The sequence below is a fragment of the Galbibacter orientalis DSM 19592 genome (genome assembly GCF_000260115.1).
Classification (GTDB): Bacteria; Bacteroidota; Bacteroidia; order Flavobacteriales; family Flavobacteriaceae; genus Galbibacter; species Galbibacter orientalis.
The window spans coordinates 3,374,025-3,394,280 of sequence record NZ_JH651379.1 but is presented as its reverse complement, the minus strand read 5'-3'; the positions used below and the strand labels follow the sequence as shown (position 1 = coordinate 3,394,280).

The 20,256-nt window shown below is 34.3% G+C and carries 15 protein-coding genes; 8 read left to right on the top strand and 7 right to left on the bottom strand.

What is annotated here, in order from left to right; translation table 11 throughout:
• Nucleotides 1-14: 14 nt before the first annotated feature.
• Complete coding sequence (locus JOOMADRAFT_RS14895; protein ID WP_008614800.1) at nt 15-647, top strand: DUF937 domain-containing protein; 633 nt, start codon at nt 15-17, stop codon at nt 645-647.
• A gap of 156 nt (nt 648-803) precedes the next feature.
• A complete protein-coding gene (locus JOOMADRAFT_RS14890; RefSeq protein ID WP_008614799.1) occupies nt 804-1,280 on the top strand; it encodes a DUF6146 family protein in 477 nt (158 codons plus the stop codon).
• Nucleotides 1,281-1,474: 194 nt separating this feature from the next.
• On the opposite strand, the gene JOOMADRAFT_RS14885 is transcribed toward JOOMADRAFT_RS14890, so the two are convergent.
• Nucleotides 1,475-2,029 (bottom strand): fasciclin domain-containing protein, encoded by a 555-nt coding sequence (locus JOOMADRAFT_RS14885; protein WP_008614798.1) that lies wholly within the window; start codon nt 2,027-2,029, stop codon nt 1,475-1,477.
• A gap of 184 nt (nt 2,030-2,213) precedes the next feature.
• On the opposite strand from JOOMADRAFT_RS14885, the gene JOOMADRAFT_RS14880 reads away from it, so the two are divergent.
• Both JOOMADRAFT_RS14880 and JOOMADRAFT_RS14875 read left to right on the top strand, forming a co-directional pair.
• Nucleotides 2,214-2,930 carry a hypothetical protein gene (locus JOOMADRAFT_RS14880; RefSeq protein WP_008614796.1) on the top strand — a complete coding sequence of 239 codons (717 nt, stop codon included), beginning with the start codon at nt 2,214-2,216 and terminating at the stop codon, nt 2,928-2,930.
• A 9-nt stretch (nt 2,931-2,939) separates the two neighbouring features.
• Complete coding sequence (locus tag JOOMADRAFT_RS14875; protein ID WP_008614794.1) at nt 2,940-3,173, top strand: putative signal transducing protein; 234 nt, start codon at nt 2,940-2,942, stop codon at nt 3,171-3,173.
• A gap of 231 nt (nt 3,174-3,404) precedes the next feature.
• On the opposite strand, the gene JOOMADRAFT_RS14870 is transcribed toward JOOMADRAFT_RS14875, so the two are convergent.
• From JOOMADRAFT_RS14870 to ilvD, 6 genes are all read right to left on the bottom strand, one after another.
• Nucleotides 3,405-5,000 carry an NADP-dependent glyceraldehyde-3-phosphate dehydrogenase gene (locus JOOMADRAFT_RS14870; protein WP_008614792.1) on the bottom strand — a complete coding sequence of 532 codons (1,596 nt, stop codon included), beginning with the start codon at nt 4,998-5,000 and terminating at the stop codon, nt 3,405-3,407.
• Between the two features lie 116 nt (nt 5,001-5,116).
• Nucleotides 5,117-6,358: a threonine ammonia-lyase IlvA gene (ilvA, locus tag JOOMADRAFT_RS14865; protein WP_008614789.1), complete on the bottom strand. Its 1,242-nt coding sequence runs from the start codon at nt 6,356-6,358 to the stop codon at nt 5,117-5,119.
• A gap of 123 nt (nt 6,359-6,481) precedes the next feature.
• Nucleotides 6,482-7,951 (bottom strand): ketol-acid reductoisomerase, encoded by a 1,470-nt coding sequence (gene ilvC / locus JOOMADRAFT_RS14860; RefSeq protein WP_008614787.1) that lies wholly within the window; start codon nt 7,949-7,951, stop codon nt 6,482-6,484.
• Between the two features lie 136 nt (nt 7,952-8,087).
• Nucleotides 8,088-8,618 (bottom strand): acetolactate synthase small subunit, encoded by a 531-nt coding sequence (gene ilvN, locus JOOMADRAFT_RS14855; RefSeq protein ID WP_008614785.1) that lies wholly within the window; start codon nt 8,616-8,618, stop codon nt 8,088-8,090.
• 153 nt (nt 8,619-8,771) lie between these two features.
• Nucleotides 8,772-10,505, bottom strand: a complete 1,734-nt coding sequence (gene ilvB, locus JOOMADRAFT_RS14850; RefSeq protein ID WP_008614783.1) for a biosynthetic-type acetolactate synthase large subunit — start codon at nt 10,503-10,505, stop codon at nt 8,772-8,774.
• Nucleotides 10,506-10,564: 59 nt separating this feature from the next.
• Nucleotides 10,565-12,247: a dihydroxy-acid dehydratase gene (gene ilvD, locus JOOMADRAFT_RS14845; protein ID WP_008614770.1), complete on the bottom strand. Its 1,683-nt coding sequence runs from the start codon at nt 12,245-12,247 to the stop codon at nt 10,565-10,567.
• 621 nt (nt 12,248-12,868) lie between these two features.
• Here ilvD and JOOMADRAFT_RS14840 point away from each other — a divergent pair.
• The 4 genes from JOOMADRAFT_RS14840 (at nt 12,869) to JOOMADRAFT_RS14825 (ending at nt 20,131) form a co-directional block, all read left to right on the top strand.
• The gene (locus JOOMADRAFT_RS14840; protein ID WP_008614768.1) at nt 12,869-14,248 is read left to right on the top strand and encodes an aldehyde dehydrogenase; all 1,380 of its coding nucleotides are present in this window, start codon (nt 12,869-12,871) and stop codon (nt 14,246-14,248) included.
• 169 nt (nt 14,249-14,417) lie between these two features.
• Nucleotides 14,418-15,788 (top strand): TolC family protein, encoded by a 1,371-nt coding sequence (locus JOOMADRAFT_RS14835; RefSeq protein ID WP_008614766.1) that lies wholly within the window; start codon nt 14,418-14,420, stop codon nt 15,786-15,788.
• A gap of 9 nt (nt 15,789-15,797) precedes the next feature.
• On the top strand, nt 15,798-17,000 hold the full coding sequence (locus tag JOOMADRAFT_RS14830) for an efflux RND transporter periplasmic adaptor subunit (RefSeq protein WP_008614764.1): 1,203 nt from the start codon (nt 15,798-15,800) through the stop codon (nt 16,998-17,000).
• Nucleotides 17,000-20,131: an efflux RND transporter permease subunit gene (locus JOOMADRAFT_RS14825; protein ID WP_008614762.1), complete on the top strand. Its 3,132-nt coding sequence runs from the start codon at nt 17,000-17,002 to the stop codon at nt 20,129-20,131. The genes JOOMADRAFT_RS14830 and JOOMADRAFT_RS14825 overlap by 1 nt, the downstream gene beginning before the upstream one ends.
• Nucleotides 20,132-20,256 lie beyond the last annotated feature (125 nt).

Here is a 20,256-nt window from a genome sequence, read left to right as displayed (position 1 = left end):
TAAAAATATTTCAAATGTCAGGATTAGCATCTTTATTAGATAGCGATATAGGTCGCCAAATTATTGGAGGCATAAGTAGCGAAACAGGAACTTCAGAAGATAAAACTTCTAACCTTTTAGGCATGGCACTACCTCTATTAACTGGGGCTATGAAAAAGAACGCAACAACTCCTCAAGGAGCAGAAGGACTTATGAATGCTATTAATAACAAACATGATGGTAGTATTCTGGATAATTTAGGAGGCTTCTTTGGAGGAGGAGTAGATCAATCTGCTATTAGTGATGGTGCTGGAATTTTAAGTCATGTACTTGGTGGAAATCAACCCAATGTTGAAAATGCTTTAAGTAGCAAAACAGGGATTGATGCTGGTACAGTAAGTCAGATTCTAAAAATGGCTGCTCCCTTAATTTTAGGTTATTTAGGGAAACAAACAAAGCAAAGTAATGTTAGTGGTGCTAATGATATGAGTAGTCTTTTAGGCAGTATGCTTGGCGGACAATCTCAAGAAAACCAAAGTCTAATAACCTCTCTTATTGACAGTGATGGCGACGGAAGTGTTTTAGATGATGTGGCAGATATGGTTATTGGATCTAATAAGAAAAAAGGCGGAATTGGCGGAATGCTAGGAAATTTTTTTAATAGCTAAACCCACAATTCAATAAAGACTTAGAAAGTCAGGTTTCAATAAATCTGACTTTTTTTGTATCTTTAAAATAAAACCCCTCTCAAAAATCAACTTAATTCATTTCGACAGAGCGTCGGGGAATTAAACCTTTTAAAAGGGATTAAAACTTTATTTCTGATGAGATATATTTTCACCTTTTTTGTTTTATTCTTCCTACTTTGGTCATGTTCTTCAACTAAAAAAGCAACAACAACTTCCGAAGAAAATATGGAATTAAATATTTCTGATGAAGAAAAACAAGCTTTTAATGCCAAAGGAGCCCAAGATACAGTTCGTATTGCCGATGAAGAAACAGCATATGAAATCATAATAATAGACCCTGGTTTTAACAGTTGGCTTTATAGTATTGCACAGCCCGAAGGCTATTATTCTCAAGAATTCTTAGAAAGTAGAAATAATATTTATGTAATTAATTGGAATCAACGCGTATTAAATCCACAACGCTACAATCCTAATTTATATGAAATGCAAATAGATTACAGTCCAAATATTGATTATGGATATGAGGTAAACTATAAATTATATAATTACTTTTTATATTTTCAACGTAAATACAATCAGCGATTGGGTCCTTTTTATCCAAGAATAAATTAAGAGGGCATTCGTTTTAGACTAAATTATTAGTATGTAGTACAGAGTATTGAGTATTAAAAAGTTTTTATCTGTGGCTGTAAAAGTATTAAGAAGTTTTATCCATGAATATGTGGCTAAATAAGACATATAAAACATAAAAAAGACTACTTTTTCAAGTAGTCTTTTCCTTTTTTCTTAAGCAATTAATTCCCAACTTACGGTAATAAAACCGTATTGATAATATGTATAACCCCGTTAGACTGGTATACATCTGCAATGGTTACTTTAGCTTTATTTCCTTTAGCATCCATAATCCATAACTTTTTTCCTTTTTGCATTACTGTTAACTCTTCTCCGTTTACTGTTTTAAGCATCGCTTTTCCCATTCCATTTTTTACAGCATCCATCAACGCTTTTGCATCCATTTTTCCAGCAATAACATGGTAAGTCAAAACTGCCTGTAGTTTTTCTTTATTTTCAGGCTTTAGAAGCATTTCTACAGTTCCTTCAGGTAAAGCTTCAAAAGCTTTATTTGTTGGAGCAAAAACAGTAAATGGTCCGTCAGACTGCAAAGTTTCTACTAAGTCCGCAGCTTTTACTGCTGCAACTAAAGTTGTATGATCTTTAGAGTTTACCGCATTCTCTACAATGTTTTTTGTAGGGTACATTTCTGCACCACCTACCATTTTAGTTTCTTGTGCTAAAACAACTGTAGATGCTAGAACAAATACTCCTAACAACATTCCTTTTTTTAAGTTTTTAATTTTCATAGTGATTTTTTTGTTTGTATTTTCTTTCAATCTCACTTACGTAAGTTTATAGATTAAGGTTTTATGGCAATACATGATTTTCTAATTATTTAACAGTAACACCACTTAAATAGCTAGCTATAAGCACTCTATTAAAAAACATATTTATTAAATTTGAAAATAGTTGAACAATTGAAATTGAAGAATGATGCTGAAAACAACCAATATAGAAGAGAAGCTTCAATCCTACAGAAACAAAACAAGCAATGAAGAGAATATCCTTTTGCAAGTACATTCTATTTTACAAAAAGATGCTACCCATATAGCTCAAATAAAAAGTAACCTTGCAGCTACTACCAAAAAGAATAATGCCTTCAAAATTGATTTATTAGATGCTAACAAAGTTTATCACATAAGTCAAATTAAAAAAATATGCATTGATTATAGATTACGATTTTTAAGTTCTAAATATTTTAAAGGACAAATTCCACAAGAAGCAATTTCAGCTATAAAGGAATTAGAGAAATTACATCAAACTACTATAAACGGACATCAAATAATTGCTCCTTCTAAACTTTTTAAACTTGAAAATGCAGATGATCCCCTACTCTTTGCTCCCATAGGAAACGATTATTATTATTTAATATATAAATGGGGGAACGATCTGCATCCGCTAAGAAAATTAGCTGTAATGCCGTTTAAAAATCTTTTTAATCTTATCATTTTAATACTTGGACTAAGCTTTGTTGTTGCAAAGTTGATCCCAATGGAATTATTTACAAGAGAAAAAAGTAGCGTCTATTTTTTAGTGCTCTATTTTTTTATATTTAAAATGATAGCTAGTATTACATTGTTTTATGGAGTTGCGTTGGGGAAAAATTTTAACAATGTGATATGGAAAAATAAATATTTTAATGCTTAGCTTTAAGTTATGGAAAACAAAGATTACATAAGAATATTTACTGGGAGTGATATTCAAGGTACTTTTATAAAAAGTAAACTAGAAGAAGTTGGAATTAGTCCAATTATAAAAAATGAAACCGAATCTGCTAGATTAGCTGGTTTTGGTCCTTCCGTAGTAAATCAAGTACAGATATTTGTTCATAAAGATGAGCATACTGCTGCATTAGAAATATTGGCCACTGTTGATGGTGGAGTTAATTAATCGTCTTTTTAAAATATAAAAAACACTAGGCTGTATAAAAGTAATTAAACTCTAAATACCATCCTGATCTTGAGATATAATCCTGAGCTTGTCGAAGGATTCTTTTGAGTGCTAGCTACTTGAAAACTTCGACAAGCTCAGTTCGACAAGCTCAGTTTGACAAACTCAGTTTGACAATTATAAATTACTTTTTACACAGCCTAGTGTTTTAGTTTTGAAACTTTTGTTGAATTACAAAATATAATCTGTACTAACAAAGTTAGAAGCTTTACTTCCTAAGAGATCATTTAAAATACGATTATTGTAATCGTTATCTTTAGAAGCTACAAAGGTTCTAATTGAAAAAGAACGTAATGCATCATGCACACTTAAAGTTCCTACAGCAGAGTCTTTTCTTCCAGTAAATGGATAAACATCTGGTCCACGTTGACAAGAACTATTTAAGTTTACTCTACAAACTAAGTTTACTAAAGTATCTATTAGTGGCGCCAATGTACGGATATCCGCTCCAAATAAACTTACCTGTTGCCCATAATTAGAATTAGCAATATCGTCCAAAGGCTCATCTATATTTTTAAAAGGAACAATAGGAATAACAGGGCCAAATTGCTCTTCGTTAAAAACCCGCATTTCTTTATTTACAGGGTATAAAACGGCAGGAAAAATATAGTTATCGGTAATTTTTCCTCCTTTTCCATTTACAACCGTAGCTCCGTGTGCTTTAGCATCTTCTATTAACTCTTGAATGTAGTTTGGTTTTTCAGGCTCTGGAAGTGGTGTTAATTTAGCGCCATCTTCCCACGGGTTTCCAAACTTTAATTCGTCTACACGCTTAGAAAAGCGTTTATTAAATTCTTCGATAATATCTTCATGAACATACACTAATTTTAAAGCAGTACAACGCTGCCCATTAAAAGAGAGTGTTCCAGCAATACACTCGTTAATAGCTAAGTCTAAATCGGCATCTCTTAAAACAATTGCAGGGTTTTTAGCTTCCAAACCTAAAACTAAACGCAATCTATTTTTATGAGGATGCTGATCTTGCAAAGCAACTGCCGATTTACTGTTTCCAATAAGCGCAAGTACATCTACTCTTCCAGATTTCATAATTGGTGCTGCTACCTCTCTCCCTCTACCGTAAACTATATTAACCACTCCTTTAGGAAAACTATTTCTAAAAGCCTCTAAAAGCGGCGTTATTAATAACACCCCATGCTTTGCTGGTTTAAAAATTGCAGTATTCCCCATAATCAATGCTGGGATTAATAAGGCAAAAGTTTCATTTAACGGATAATTGTAAGGTCCTAAACAAAGTACAATTCCTAATGGTCCACGACGGATATGTGCATAAATACCATCTCGCTTTTTAAAATTAGCAGAATCTCTATCTAATTGCTTATAGTCTTCAATAGTATCATAAATATATTCTACCGTTCTATCAAACTCCTTCTCCGAGTCTGGTAAATTTTTACCAATCTCCCACATTAAAAGCTTTACAACTTCCTCTCTTTTGGTTTCCATTTGCTTTACAAACTTCTCCATACAAGCAACACGATCTGCAACCTTCATGGTTGGCCATAAACCTTTTCCTTTATCAAAAGCTTTTGCAGCAGCCTCTAATGCTTCGTCAGCTTCAGGCTCGCTCATATAAGGAATACTTCCTAAAAGTGTAGGCTTATAATCTTCTGTAGAAGAAATTGTAGAATATACTTCAGTAGTTTTTCCTGTCCATGGTTTTAGTTGCCCTCCCACCAAAAATTTATTTTGATGTACGAGTTCCGTTATTTGGTATTTTTCTGGTATTTCATTAAAAGTTTTGGTTTCCATAGATTATTTTTTTTAAAGACAGTATACTGTCATTACAAATAGTACCGCTAAAGTTCGGAATTCTAGCATTAAATATCAATATATTTAAGCAGTAATAACTTTATATTAAGATTGCATTATACCAAATATTGAAAAAGGTCTGGTTTATTATTTAAATACTCTCCAAAGAAATTTTTAGATTTCATTCGTTCAATTAGCGGATCTAAATCGGATGGATTTTTCAACTCAATCCCCACCACTGCTGGAGCGTTTTCTTTCGCATTTTTTTTGGTATACTGAAAGTGAGTGATGTCATCCGTTGGCCCTAAAATTTCAGCAACAAACTCCTTTAAAGCTCCTGCTCTCTGAGGAAAACGAATAATAAAATAATGTTTTAAATTTGCGTATAATAAAGCTCGCTCTTTTATTTCCGCAGTTCTCGTAATATCGTTATTACTCCCACTTACTACACAAACAACATTTTTACCTTTCAGCTTATCTTTAAATTGTTCTAAAGCAGAAAGAGTTAAAGCGCCTGCTGGCTCTACAACAATTGCATCTTTATTGTATAAATCTAAAATTTCCTGACAAACCTTTCCCTCTGGAACCGTAATCATTTCATCTAATAATTGCTGACAAATAGCAAAGGTACGGTCTCCCACACGTTGAACTGCAGCGCCATCCACAAATTTATCAATCTCTTGTAGCTCTGTATTTTTTTTATTCTGAAGCGAAGTTTTCATAGAAGGAGCCCCCATAGGTTCTACCCCAATAATTTTAGTTTGCGGAGAAAGAACATCAAAAACACTTGCCAATCCAGAAGCCAATCCACCCCCACCAATGGCTACAAAAACATAATCAATCCTCTTTTTTGTCTGTTCTAAAATTTCAAGACCAACTGTTGCTTGTCCCTCAATAACTTTTTCATCATCAAAAGGATGTACAAATGTTTTTCCAACGCGTTTACATTCTGTCATTGCCGCCTTATAAGCATCATCAAAGGTATCTCCTTCTAAAACAATGTCTATATAGTCTTCTCCAAACATTTGTACTTGCTCAATTTTTTGTTGAGGCGTGGGAGCTGGCATGTAAATAGTACCTTTAATTTTAAGTTCTTTACAAGAAAAAGCTACTCCTTGAGAATGATTTCCTGCGGAAGCGCATACAATTCCCTTTTCTCTTTCTTCTTTAGTTAGCGAACTAATTTTATTATATGCCCCTCTAATTTTATAAGAACGTACTACTTGCAAATCTTCTCTTTTGAGCATGATATTAGCATCAAACTCTTTAGAATATCTTAGGCTATGTGTTAAAGGCGTAACTGCTGCAACCCCATTGAGGGTAGCAGCAGCTTTTCTTACATTTTCTAATGTTGGCATGTAAACTGTTTTTGTTTCCATAATTATTAGCGTATCTAAAACTCTCCTAAGGATTAAAATTTTAGATGATTTTTAGATTTTCCATACGTTGCCTTTTCTTTCTTGAAGGCTCCTTATGGTTAATTAAACAATCTTTTTCATAGCTGTCATAGAAGTACGCAACCAAGCTCCTACTTCTTCTACAGGGTGATTACGAATTTGATCGTTAATTTCTATCAACTCCTTATTATCAACTCCATTTGTATTTGAAAAAGGCTTGCCAATAATATTAGTATCAACCTTTTTCATAAAATCGGTTAATAATGGTTTACATGCATGATCGAATAAATAACATCCATACTCTGCTGTATCAGAAATTACTCGATTCATTTCAAATAATTTCTTTCTCGCAATGGTATTTGCAATAAGCGGTGTTTCGTGTAACGATTCGTAATATGCTGATTCTTCAATAATTCCGGCTTCAGTCATCGTTTCGAAAGCTAATTCAACTCCTGATTTTACAAAAGCTACCATCAACACCGCATTGTCAAAGTACTCTTGCTCAGAGATAGCAACATCTGCTGCTGGTGTTTTTTCAAAAGCAGTTTCTCCAGTTGCAGCTCTCCAAGTATGTAAGTTTTTATCGTCGTTAGCCCAATCTTCCATCATTGTTTTAGAAAAATGGCCACTCATAATGTCGTCCATATGTTTTTGGAAAAGCGGACGCATAATTTCTTTTAATTCTTCTGAAATTTTAAAAGCTTCAATTTTAGCAGGATTTGACAAACGATCCATCATATTGGTAATCCCACCATATTTAAGAGCCTCTGTGATAGTTTCCCATCCGTATTGAATTAATTTTGAAGCATATCCAGGGTCGATTCCTTTTTCTACCATTTTATCAAAAGATAGAATAGAACCAGTTTGTAAAAGACCACAAAGAATGGTTTGTTCTCCCATTAAATCAGATTTTACTTCTGCAACAAAAGAAGAACGCAATACGCCTGCTTTATGTCCACCAGTTGCAGCAGCATAAGCTTTAGCTTGCTCTAATCCTTTTCCTTCTGGATCATTCTCTGGGTGTACCGCTATTAAAGTAGGAACTCCAAAACCTCTTTTATATTCTTCTCTAACTTCTGAACCAGGACATTTTGGTGCCACCATAATTACGGTAATATCTTCACGAATTTTCATTCCTTCTTCAACAATATTAAATCCGTGAGAATAAGATAAAGTAGCTCCTTTTTTCATTAAAGGCATAATAATACTTACCACATCTGTATGTTGCTTGTCTGGCGTAAGATTACAAACTAAGTCGGCTGTAGGAATTAACTCTTTATAAGTCCCTACTGTAAATCCATTTTCTGATGCATTTACAAAAGATTGTCTTTTTTCTTTGATTGCCCCTTCACGTAATGCATAGGAAACATCCAATCCAGAATCTCTCATATTAAGCCCTTGATTAAGCCCTTGAGCACCACACCCTACAATTACTACTTTTTTACCTTTTAACTTTTCTACACCATCACTAAATTCTGAAATATCCATAAATTCACATACTCCCAATTGCTCTAATTGTTGTCTAAGTGAAAGTGTATTAAAATAATTTGCCATTTTGTGTTTATTAATTTTAGTTGTTTTTATTTATTGTCTCACTAAATGAGATTTAATTCTCCGATATTCTACATCGAAATGAATTAAGGTTGTTTCTTTTAAATACCCCTTAGGATTGCCACGAGGTAGTTTTATTTTATTGATATTGAAATTCTTTTAAAATATTAGAAATTTGCATTTCTGATTTAGAGACTGAAATTCTCCCAGAACGTACAAATTGCATAATCCCATATGGCTTTAACTGTTCGTACATCTCTTCAATTTCTTCGCGTCTTCCCGATTTAGAAATCACAAAAAACTCTGGAGAAACAGTTACAATTTCTGAATGATTATCTTTTATAATATTCTGAATCTGACGTTCATCAAACAACAAATTAGAAGCTATTTTAAACAAAGCTGACTCCTGAAAAATAGTTTCTTCATTTGTATGATAATACGCTTTAATAACTTCAATTTGTTTTTCAATCTGACCTACAATTTTACGTACCCAATCTTCCGTAGAATAAATAACAATTGTAAATTTAGAAACATCCTCAATCTCTGATTTAGAAACATTTAGACTCTCTATATTAATGTGTCTCTTTAAGAATATTCCTGATATTCTATTTAATAATCCTACGTTATTTTCAGAATAAACCGATATCGTATATGTTTTATTTTCTTCCATTATTATTTTAGTATTAAGTAGTCGGGAAAGTGTTGAATTATAATTTTCAGTATATAACAGTTGCTCGTTATCATTCTATTTTTAGAACTTTTTTAACCTTCAACTTTACAAACTTTAAAACTCTTTCAACCTCTCCCTTTACAAACTCATCTCTTAACTTAAACGAATATCTGAAACCGAAGCTCCTGTAGGAATCATCGGAAACACATTATCTTCTTTTTCTACACCAACTTCTAAGAAATAAGCATCTGGAGATGCCATCATTTCTTTAACTGCTGCTTCTAAATCTTCTCTTTTGGTAACTTTTTTAGCTTGAATATGGTATCCTTCAGCAATGGCTACAAAATTTGGATTAGTCATTTCTGTAGAAGCATAACGCTTATCAAAAAACAACTGTTGCCATTGGCGAACCATTCCTAAAAATTCGTTATTTAATACCACTATTTTTACTGGAACTTTAGTTTGAAAAATAGTTCCCAACTCCTGAATAGTCATTTGGTACCCACCATCTCCAATAATAGCTACAACTTGTCTTTCTGGAGCTCCCATTTTTGCTCCAATTGCAGCAGGAAGTGCAAATCCCATTGTTCCTAATCCCCCAGAAGTAATATTACTTTTAGAAGTATTAAATTTTGCATATCTACACGCAATCATTTGATGCTGACCCACATCTGATACAATTACAGCTTCATGATTGGAGGCTATATTTATTTGTTCGATAACTTCTCCCATTGTTAAACCTTCTTTCTCTGGGTGAATATCGTTTTTAATAACCTTATCAAACTCTATTTTATAGCGGTCTTTAAACTCATTATGCCATGCTTCGTGTTTATTTTCTTTCACCAAAGGCAATAAGGCACTTAAAGTTTCTTTTACATTTCCTAAAACAGGTACATCTGCATGCACATTTTTATTAATTTCGGCAGGATCAATCTCAAAATGTATCACTTTAGCTTGCTTTGCATAAGTAGATAAGTCGCCCGTTACCCGGTCATCAAATCGCATTCCTAAAGCAATTAGCAAATCACATTCGTTTGTCAATACATTTGGCGCATAATTTCCGTGCATCCCTACCATTCCTACATTTAATGGATGTGAAGATGACAAGGCAGAAGCCCCAAGAATAGTCCAAGCTGCGGGAATTCCAGATTTCTCAACAAAAGATTTTAATTCTTCCTCTGCTTTTCCTAAAATAATTCCTTGTCCCCAAACAATCATAGGTTTTTTAGCACTATTAATTAATGCTGCTGCTTCTTCAATTTTAGAAGGGTTTAAGGTTGGATTTGCAGTATAACTACGAATAGCAGTACATTTTTGATAATCAAAATCAAACTCCTCAAATTGTGCATTTTTGGTAATATCTACCAAAACAGGACCTGGGCGACCAGATTTAGCAATATAAAATGCTTTTGCCATAATTTCTGGTATCTCAGAAGCCTCTGTAATTTGATAGTTCCATTTAGTTACTGGTGTTGATATTCCAACGATATCGGTTTCCTGAAAAGCATCAGAACCCAATAAATGACGAGCAACTTGACCTGTAATACAGACCATTGGAGTGGAATCTATTTGAGCATCTGCAATTCCAGTAATTAAGTTAGTAGCTCCTGGTCCAGAAGTAGCCATTGCCACCCCTACTTTACCAGAAACTCTAGCATAACCCTGTGCAGCGTGCGTAGCACCCTGCTCATGCCTTGTTAATACATGATGAAGCTTATCTCTAAATTTATAAAGTTCATCGTAAATTGGCATTATGGCTCCTCCAGGATATCCATAAATAGTTTCAATGCCTTCGGCTAACAAACAGTGTATTACTGCTTCAGCACCCGAAATTCTAATCTTAGTTCCGGTCTTACTTTCTTCTTTTTTCAATGTCTTTACTTCCATAAGTACAATCTATTAGTTGCCAACTCACGCTGCAATTATCAAATTGATGTTAGTCTTTTCTAAAATTCATCGGTAACGCACCCTTTTGAGGCAGAAGAAACCGTTTTAGCGTATTTATATAATGCTCCGTTTGTAGCTTTTAATGCTGGGGCTTTCCATTTTGATTTTCTTTCTGCTAATTCATCGTCAGAAATTTCTATGTTAATGGTATTGTTTACTGCATCTATTGCAATAATATCTCCATTTTCAACCAAGGCAATATTTCCTCCTACTTGAGCTTCTGGAGCTACATGTCCAACTACAAAACCGTGAGAACCTCCAGAGAAACGTCCGTCAGTAATTAAAGCTACCTCTTTTCCTAATCCAGCACCCATAATAGAAGAAGTTGGTTTAAGCATTTCTGGCATTCCTGGTGCTCCTTTAGGACCTTCGTAACGAATAATCACTACATCGCCTTTTTTTACCTTTCCAGTTTTAATCCCCTCATTTACGGCAATTTCACTGTCAAAAACATTTGCAGGTCCTGTGAATGACAACCCTTCTTTTCCAGTAATCTTTGCTACTGCGCCTTCTGTTGCTAGGTTTCCAAAAAGTATACGAATATGACCAGTATCTTTAATTGGCTTATCTAGGGTTCTTATAATATCTTGTCCTTCAATTAAATTAGGAACATCTTTTAAATTTTCAGCTAAAGTTTTACCAGTAACAGTTAAACAATCACCATGCAACATATCATTCTCAAGCATGTATTTTAACACTCCAGGAATCCCTCCTATTGCATGTAAATCTTCCATTGAGTATTTACCGCTTGGTTTTAAATCGGCAAGTAAAGGAGTATTATCACTTATTCTTTTAAAATCTTCTAAAGTAAAATCTATTTTAGCTGATTTAGCTATTGCCAAAAAGTGAAGTACTGCATTGGTAGAACCTCCTAAAACTGTAACAAGTCTAAAAGCATTTTCTAAAGACTGTTTTGTAACAATGTCCGAAGGTTTTATATCATTTTCTAAAAGATAACGTAGCGCTTCCCCTGCCTTAACACATTCTTCTTCTTTTATATTTCCGTTACTAACTGCTGGATTGGAAGAATTAAATGGCAACGACATCCCCAAAGCTTCAATAGCAGAAGCCATTGTGTTTGCGGTATACATTCCTCCACAAGCACCTGCTCCAGGGCATGCTTTATGTACTACTTCTTTAAATTCAGATTCATCTATAGTTCCAGCTACTTTCTGTCCATAAGCTTCAAAAGCAGAAATAATATCTAACTTTTTACCGTTATGACATCCTGAAGCTATTGTACCTCCATAAACCAACACAGAGGGTCTGTTTAAACGCAACATCGCCATTAAGGCTCCAGGCATATTTTTATCACACCCAACTACAGTTACTAATCCGTCATAACTCATTGCCTCTACTACAGTTTCCATAGAATCTGCAATAATATCTCTTGATGGTAATGAAAAACGCATTCCTGGTGTTCCATTAGAAATTCCATCACTAACTCCTATGGTGTTAAAAATGAGTCCGACTAAATTGGCATTTTCTGTTCCTTTCTTAACATGGGTTGCTAAATCGTTTAGATGCATGTTACAAGGATTCCCCTCATAACCTGTACTAGCAATACCTACAAAGGGTTTTTGTAAATCTTCATCAGTTAAGCCCAAAGCATGTAACATTGCTTGTGCAGCTGGTAGCGTTGGGTCTTGTGTTACTTGGTGACTAAATTTTTTTAAATTCACTTTATATGTTAAATTTTCGAGTATTATTTAATATTATTCAAAATTATACTATTGTTTTTCTAATTTTTCCCTTATTTCCTTTTTAACTTTAAATCCAATCTTCTTTATAAATAACTATTGTGCTGATAATCAATTATTTAAATACATTTTTTTAGGACATTCAACGCCTTTATTTTATGAATTTATACTTGTTTTGTCCTAAATTTTTAAAAGTTTATTATATCATTATCAGAAATAAAAAAAGCCTGTATCTAGCATTGATACAGGCTTTTTTTAATCATAGCAATTGTATCAACTCAAATGGAGTTCATAATAATACTAATGACTATAATTATGTTTTGTTTCATACTGTTTCTTTTTACATCTATATGCTTAGATTTTTTAAATGAAAAATATTTAATTTATTTCTCCCCAAAATCTTGAACATAAAACCACTTAGTGGTATAAAAAAAGCCTTCCAAAAAGGAAGGCTTGCTATATTTAATAATATACACTCCTTCCCTATCCCAGTGGAATAATCACTGCGACTTGAATAGAAATGATATTAATTATTTGCTTGTTCATTACTACAATATTAGATATAATTTCTAACTTGAAAAAACTTTTTTTACAATACTATAAATGAAAAGTGACATTAAGAAGCTTATAGATGCTCAGAAATCGTTTTATAATAAAGGTTTTACAAAGGATGTGCCTACTCGGAAAAATATTCTCAAAAGACTAAAATCGGAGATTAAAAACCGAGAAAAAGACATTTGTGATGCCTTGTATGCTGATTTTAAAAAATCGGAATTTGAAACCTTATTAAGCGAAACTCAATATATTTTAGGGGAGTTAAACGATGCCATAAAAAAAATTCATTCTTGGACACGAGAAAAAACAATAAGCGCATCACTCATTAACTTTCCTTCTTCTGCTAAAATTATAAAAGAACCTTATGGAACTGTATTAATTATTGCACCATGGAATTACCCTTTTCAATTAGCCATTTCTCCCTTAATTGGAGCTATTGCCGCAGGGAATACTGCTATTATTAAACCTTCTGAATTAACTCCAAATACAGCTACTATTATTTCAGAAATCATAAAAGCTGTATTTCCAGAAAATTATGTAAGTGTAGTTCAAGGAGATAAAGATATTTCTACAGCTCTCCTACAAGAACGTTGGGATTACATATTTTTTACTGGGAGTCCGCAAGTAGGAAAAATAGTATATCAAGCGGCGGCAAAGCACCTAACTCCTGTAAGCTTGGAATTAGGAGGTAAAAACCCATGTATTATTGATGAAACTGCAAAATTAAAGCAAGCAGCAAAAAGAATTGTTTGGGGTAAGTTTCTTAATGGCGGACAAACATGTATTGCACCAGATTATATTTTAGTTGCCTCTAATATTAAAGACAAATTAATTCAGCATTTAAAAAATGAAATAATAGCTGCTTATTCTGAAAATCCAAAAAATTCTTCTGATTATCCTAGAATTGTAAATAAAAATAATTTCGACAGACTTTCTAAATTAATTAATAATGAAGACATTGCTTTTGGAGGAGTTATTGATAAAACCGATTGCTATATTTCTCCAACCTTAATAAATGAACCAAGCTTAGAAAGCGATCTTATGAAAGAGGAAATTTTTGGCCCTTTACTTCCTATTATTAGTTATAATTCAGAAGAAGAAATCCAAAGTATCATCACCTCATATGAAAAACCCCTTTCTTTATATGTTTTCTCCAATAGAAGGCAATTTTCTAATAAAATAATGAAACAATTCTCCTATGGTGGAGGCGTAATAAACGACACTATAGTCCATTTTTTAAATAAGCGTCTTCCTTTTGGAGGTGTTGGACATAGTGGCATTGGTGCATATCATGGCGATTTAACTTTTGATGTTTTCTCACATCATAAGTCGGTTGTAAGAAGAGGCACATGGCTTGATATTCCCTTAAGATACGCTCCTTATTCCAAAAAAATGAAATGGATAAAAATCTTAGAAAAGTTAAGGTAATTTCTCAACCACTTTTATTGTAAATATGCTTCATGAATATCACAATTATGCTTTTTATTTTGAAAAGCATCTTATAAATAGTAAATTGTAGGTTGTTGATAATCAGAACTATTAAACTTTGGTAAATTATATCAGGTTTGAAGCATTCCACTACCGGTATCCACAAATAATGTGGATACCCTTAATTTTTTGTGCCTTTTTATTATTTACAAATTGTTCTCCCAAACTAGATCCTGTTGAGGCTCCTATAGATAATCCCGAAGCATTTACACAAACAGGAACCCAAGTGATTCCTGAAAAATGGTGGACTGTTTTTGAAGATGAAAAATTAAATATCCTTATTGATTCTGCACTTAATCAAAACTTAAATCTTGCCGCAACATGGGAACAGGTTATGGAAGCACAAGCAATTAGAAGAAGTGAAGCTTCTTTCCTTTGGCCTCAAGTTGAAGCTAATCTACAAACAGGTATTAGCAGACCACAGCCAGATTTTGCTGGTGGTGAAAATACTCAATTAGGACTTTCTGCTTCCTATGAGTTAGATTTATGGGGGAGGCTAAAATCAAGTAAACAAGCTGCGAATTTTCGCTTAGAAGCTTCATTTTTTGATTACCAAACTACCGCAATGACACTTTCAGCTGAAATTGCTACCACTTGGTTTCAATATTTAACTGCCTTAGAACAGCTAAAACTAGCCAACAAACAAATAGAAACTAATGAGGATATTATGAAGCTAATACGTGTGCGTTTTAGTGGAGGAACTATCCGTGGTGCAGATATTTTACGACAACAACAGCTTTTAGAAGCTACGCAAAATCAAAAAATTGTTTATAAAACTAATGTTGAATTACTAGAGAATCAGCTTTCTGTATTATTAGGAAAACCTCCACAAAATAATCTCGAAATACAACCAAAAGGTCTCCCTGAACTCCCACAGATTCCAGAAACTGGTCTGCCCTTGGATCTTGTTAGAAGAAGACCCGATGTTCAACAGGCTTACAATTTGGTGTTGGCGGCCGACAGAGATATGGCTTCTGCTATTGCAAGTAAATACCCTAGATTAACACTAACCGCAGGAACACAATTACGCTCCAACGATTTTAATAATTTATTTGAAGAATGGGCGTATACACTGGGAGCAAATATTGTTGCTCCTTTAATTTATGGTGGAAGACTTAAAGCAGAAGTAGATAGAACAGAAGCTGTAAAAAACCAAATGCTATATCAATATGGGCAAACAGTTTTAATAGCCTTTCGAGAGGTTGAAGATGCATTGATACAAGAGCAAATGCAAAGAGAACAAATAGCAATATTGGAGAAACGATTAAACTTGGCACAAAAAACAAACCGACAATTACGAATTGAATTTGTAAATGGCCTGAGTGAATATTTAGATGTTTTGTTAGCCTTAGACCAAGAACAACAATTGCGTAGAGATGTACTTTCTGCAAAGCAAGAAGTAATAAACATCCGGATTTCTCTTTATCGTGCACTAGCCGGAGCATTTGAAACAGAACGGGAAAATGAATTAGAAGAATAACTAGAAACTATGAGCAACAAAAAGGTCATTTTTATATGTTTGGGGATTTTACTTACAGCTATTGTAATCACTTCCATCATTTTCTTTACCGAACCCACAGCAAAAAGTGAAGCTGCTGTAAAAGAATCAGCGATGTTAGTAAATGTGGTTACCGCTAAAAAAGGCAATTTTAAACCTACCATCGTAGCAACAGGCACTGTTCGCCCAGTAGAAGATGTTGTTATTAGTCCTCTTGTAAGCGGACAAGTAACACAAAGGGCAGCCGATTTCTCTCCTGGAGGTTTCCTAAAAAAAGGAGCTATTTTATTGCAAATTGATCCTTCCGATTATAAAAACATTTTAGAACTCCGAAAAAGTGAACTTCTACAGGCACAAACCAATTTAGAAATTGAAATGGGTCGCCAAGTAATTGCCGAGCAAGATTTGCAACTTATTGAAGGAGATACACTCTCAAAAAAACAACAAGACTTAGTTTTAAGAAAACCTCAATTAAATGCAGTAAAAGCAACTGTTATTTCTGCACAAGCTGCGGTAGATCAAGCACAATTAGACTTAGAACGTACCAAGTTACGTGCTCCTTTTGATTCGCATATCATTAACCAGAATGTTACTGTAGGCTCTCAGGTTGCACCTGGAGATAATCTTGGTCGTTTAGTAGGTACAGATTATTATTGGGTGGAAGTGACTGTCCCTTTAGGAAAATTAAAATGGCTCTCTTTTCCTAATTCAGAAGAAAAAAATGGCGCTAAAGTTAAAATTAGAAACGTTACTGCTTGGGCTGAAAACGAATATAGAATTGGGTACTTAGATAAACAAATTGGGGCTTTAGACAATCAAACTCGTTTGGCAAGAGTACTAGTACGTATTCCTGATCCTTTATCGCATAAAAAAACTTCAGAAGGTAATCATAAATTGATTATCGGTTCTTTTGTAGAAGTTCAGATCGAAGGAGAAACCGTTGAAAATGTTATTCGGATTGATCGAAATTACATCAGAAATAACAATACCGTTTGGACGATGGAAAATCAGAAATTAACCGTAAAAGAAGTTTCCATTGTTTTAACAGATGCCCACTATGCCTATGTTGAAAGTGGAATAGAAAACAACGCTAAAATAGTTACTACAAATTTAAGTACTGTAGCATCTGGAATTCCACTACGAACCGAAGCAGATTCTTCTAAAACCAATAATAACCAGCAAGAAGTAGAATAATGGCAGAAAAACAAGAACATCCCAAGGTTCGAAAAGAAGGAGCTATAGCTTATATGGCTCGTAATTCTATTGCCACCAATCTTTTAATGATTGTGCTTATTGGTGCTGGTATTTGGACTATGTATAACATCCAAAAGGAAGTATTTCCACAGTTTCAATTGGATTTTGTGGAAGTTAATGTGGCATACCCTGGTGCTGCTCCCGAAGAAGTAGAACAAGGAATATTACTCCCAGTAGAAGAAGCCATTCGCGGGATTCAGGGAATTAAAGAAATAACTTCTACTGCAGAAGAAGGTGCTGGAAATGTTTTAATAGAACTGGTTGCCGGTAGTAATAGAATGAAGGCCTTTCAAGATATAGACCAAGCAGTAAATCGTATTCGTACATTTCCAGATGATATTGAAGAACCCGAAGTGGCACTCCAAGATCAACAACGAGATGTGATGCAAATAGCCTTATATGGAGAAATTGATTTTTGGAATTTAAGAAAACTGGCAGAGCGACTCCGAAATCGGTTTCTCAGCAATCCAAACATCACTCAGGTAGAATTAGGCTATCTACCTGAATATGAAACTCGTATTGAAATATCACGACATAATCTCCAGCAATATCAATTAACTTTAGGGCAGGTAGCAAATATTATTGCAAATAGCAGTGAGGATGTTCCTGCTGGAGCTGTAGAAACACAAGCGGGAGAAATTCTTCTGCGAATGCAAGAACGTAAGCAATGGGCTAGGGAATTTGGAGAAATTACAATTATATCATCTCAATCTGGAGCACAACTCAAATTGGCTGATATTGCCACCATTACAGACGGTTTTGAGGAAACTGGGTTTCATGGTCAGTTTAATCAAACTGCATCTATCGACCTTGAAATTTTTCGTGTGGGCGATCAATCGCCTTTGGATATAGAAAAAACAGTACTGCAAATCCTCAACGATTTTCAATTACCTCCAGGGGTGAAATATCGTATCGATTCTAATCGGGCAGAAGACTATAGAGAGCGACTTTCATTACTTACAGAAAATGGAATCATGGCTATTTTTATTGTTTTGATTATCCTTGGTCTCTTTTTGGAATACCGACTCGCCTTTTGGGTGATGATAGGAATGACGGTTTCTTTTATTGGAGGAATGATTTTTTTACCCCTCATTGGTGTTAGTATCAATATGATTTCCATGTTTGGATTTTTAGTGGTAATGGGCATTGTTGTAGATGATGCCATTGTAGTTGGTGAAAATGTATACGAATATAGGCAACAAGGTCTTAGCCCTATTAAAGCAGCAATTGAAGGTACTAAAGATGTTTCTAGACCAGTAGTTTTTAGTATTATAACAACCATCATAGCCTTTGTTCCTTTACTATTTATGCCTGGAGAAACAGGGAAGTTTTGGAAGCCACTACCAGCTGTGGTTATTGTAATTCTAGCAGTTTCATTGCTAGAAGCTTTATTTATACTCCCCTCCCATTTAGCACACCTTAAAAAGAAAAAGAAAAAAGGATGGATTTTAAAACTAGAAAATTGGCAAGGAAAATTTGCCCATGGCTTTAATAAAATAATAGACACCTATTACCGCCCGTTTCTAGACAAATGTTTAAAATTTAGATACGTTACTTTAAGTATCGCAATTGCAATTCTTATTATAGTTGGAGGTTATGGGTATAGTGACCATATGGGAATGATTATGATGCCAGAAGTTGCTGCTGATGAAATCGAAGCTGGGGTAAGATTACCTGTGGGTACTACTCCCGATCAAGCTGAAGCTGTTGCCAAAGAAATTACATCAGCTACACAACATATGTTTGACGAACATAATTTATATGAAGTTGCCGAAGGTATAAAAACCAATGTTCGGGGACAGAACTTTATAGATGTTGAAATTGTAATGCTTCCTCCGGATCAACGTGATATGACAGCTGGCGAGGTAATTGAATTGTGGAGAGATAATATTGGAGATATTACTGGCGTAGACCAAATAACTTTTGAAGCAGAGCGCGGCCCTGGAGGGGCGCAGCAATCAATTAGCGTTGATTTAAGTCACGTAGAAATAGAGGTTTTAGAACGAGCAAGTCAAGATTTTGTAGAAAAAATGAGAGCCTTTGAAAATACCCGCGATGTGAACGACAATTACAACAAAGGTAAATTACAATATGATTTTAAACTTTTGCCAGCAGGTAGAAACTTAGGCTTAACCTCTTCTGAAGTAGGACGACAAGTTCGAAATGCTTTCTTCGGGGCTTTGTCAATGCGACAATTACGGACTATTAATGAAGTAGAAATACGGGTTAAATTACCACTCCATGAACGTAAAGATATTCAACACCTAGAAAATCTCCTTATAAGAACCCAAGATAGCATTGAAGTTCCATTATTGGATATAGTCGAGGTTACACAAAAAGAAGCCTTTACTAGTATTAATAGAAGAGATGGGAAACGTGTGGTTACGGTTGGTATGGATACAGAACCAGCAAATACAGTAGGTAGGGTTATGGAACGAATTAACCAAGAAGTATTACCGCAATTACGTGCCGACTACCCTGGGTTAACATGGTCCTTTGAAGGGAGTCAAGCCGACATGCGAGAATCTACAGAGACCTTATGGAGCGGGTTTCTAATTGCCATGATGCTAATTTATGCACTTTTGGCAGTAGCTTTTAGTAGTTATATCCAACCTTTAGTAGTAATGATGGCCATTCCTTTTGGGACTGTTGGAGCCGTTATTGGACATATTTTGTTAGGATACGACCTTTCTTTAGTCAGTTTAATGGGAGTTATTGCACTTTCTGGAGTGGTAGTAAACGATTCTCTCATTATGATTGATTATGCCAACAATCAACGTAAAAATGGAAATTCTATCTATGAATCGATTCACGAAGCTGGACTTCGTAGGTTTAGACCCATCATGTTAACCACCTTAACTACTTTTGGAGGTCTAACGCCTATCATCCTAGAAAGTTCCAGTCAGGCTTTTTACTTAATTCCTATGGCTATTTCTTTAGGCTTCGGAATTATTTTTGCAACTTCCATTATTCTAGTTATTGTTCCTTGTTTATATCTTATTCTTGAAGATGGTAGATTGATGTTTCTAAAAAGAAAAACAGTTCAACGTGATGAATCCGTTTTAGAATGATAAACTATAAAAATGCTTTTAAATATATTTTTAGAAAAAATTCATTAATGTCCGAGTAAAAATACAAGACCACTTCGCTGCAAGAGAAAAGAACAAAGACTAAATCTTAACTATTACAACATGAG

What these genes read in the sequence shown, in the direction of transcription:
- ilvC (WP_008614787.1), bottom strand. Translation starts at nt 7,951, where the DNA reads ATGGCAAATTATTTTAATACACTTTCACTTAGACAACAATTAGAGCAA.
- JOOMADRAFT_RS14830 (WP_008614764.1), top strand. Translation starts at nt 15,798, where the DNA reads ATGAGCAACAAAAAGGTCATTTTTATATGTTTGGGGATTTTACTTACA.
- JOOMADRAFT_RS14840 (WP_008614768.1), top strand. Translation starts at nt 12,869, where the DNA reads ATGAAAAGTGACATTAAGAAGCTTATAGATGCTCAGAAATCGTTTTAT.
- JOOMADRAFT_RS14870 (WP_008614792.1), bottom strand. Translation starts at nt 5,000, where the DNA reads ATGGAAACCAAAACTTTTAATGAAATACCAGAAAAATACCAAATAACG.
- ilvN (WP_008614785.1), bottom strand. Translation starts at nt 8,618, where the DNA reads ATGGAAGAAAATAAAACATATACGATATCGGTTTATTCTGAAAATAAC.
- JOOMADRAFT_RS14880 (WP_008614796.1), top strand. Translation starts at nt 2,214, where the DNA reads ATGATGCTGAAAACAACCAATATAGAAGAGAAGCTTCAATCCTACAGA.
- JOOMADRAFT_RS14895 (WP_008614800.1), top strand. Translation starts at nt 15, where the DNA reads ATGTCAGGATTAGCATCTTTATTAGATAGCGATATAGGTCGCCAAATT.
- JOOMADRAFT_RS14875 (WP_008614794.1), top strand. Translation starts at nt 2,940, where the DNA reads ATGGAAAACAAAGATTACATAAGAATATTTACTGGGAGTGATATTCAA.
- JOOMADRAFT_RS14835 (WP_008614766.1), top strand. Translation starts at nt 14,418, where the DNA reads ATGTGGATACCCTTAATTTTTTGTGCCTTTTTATTATTTACAAATTGT.
- JOOMADRAFT_RS14885 (WP_008614798.1), bottom strand. Translation starts at nt 2,029, where the DNA reads ATGAAAATTAAAAACTTAAAAAAAGGAATGTTGTTAGGAGTATTTGTT.
- ilvA (WP_008614789.1), bottom strand. Translation starts at nt 6,358, where the DNA reads ATGCCAACATTAGAAAATGTAAGAAAAGCTGCTGCTACCCTCAATGGG.
- JOOMADRAFT_RS14825 (WP_008614762.1), top strand. Translation starts at nt 17,000, where the DNA reads ATGGCAGAAAAACAAGAACATCCCAAGGTTCGAAAAGAAGGAGCTATA.
- JOOMADRAFT_RS14890 (WP_008614799.1), top strand. Translation starts at nt 804, where the DNA reads ATGAGATATATTTTCACCTTTTTTGTTTTATTCTTCCTACTTTGGTCA.
- ilvB (WP_008614783.1), bottom strand. Translation starts at nt 10,505, where the DNA reads ATGGAAGTAAAGACATTGAAAAAAGAAGAAAGTAAGACCGGAACTAAG.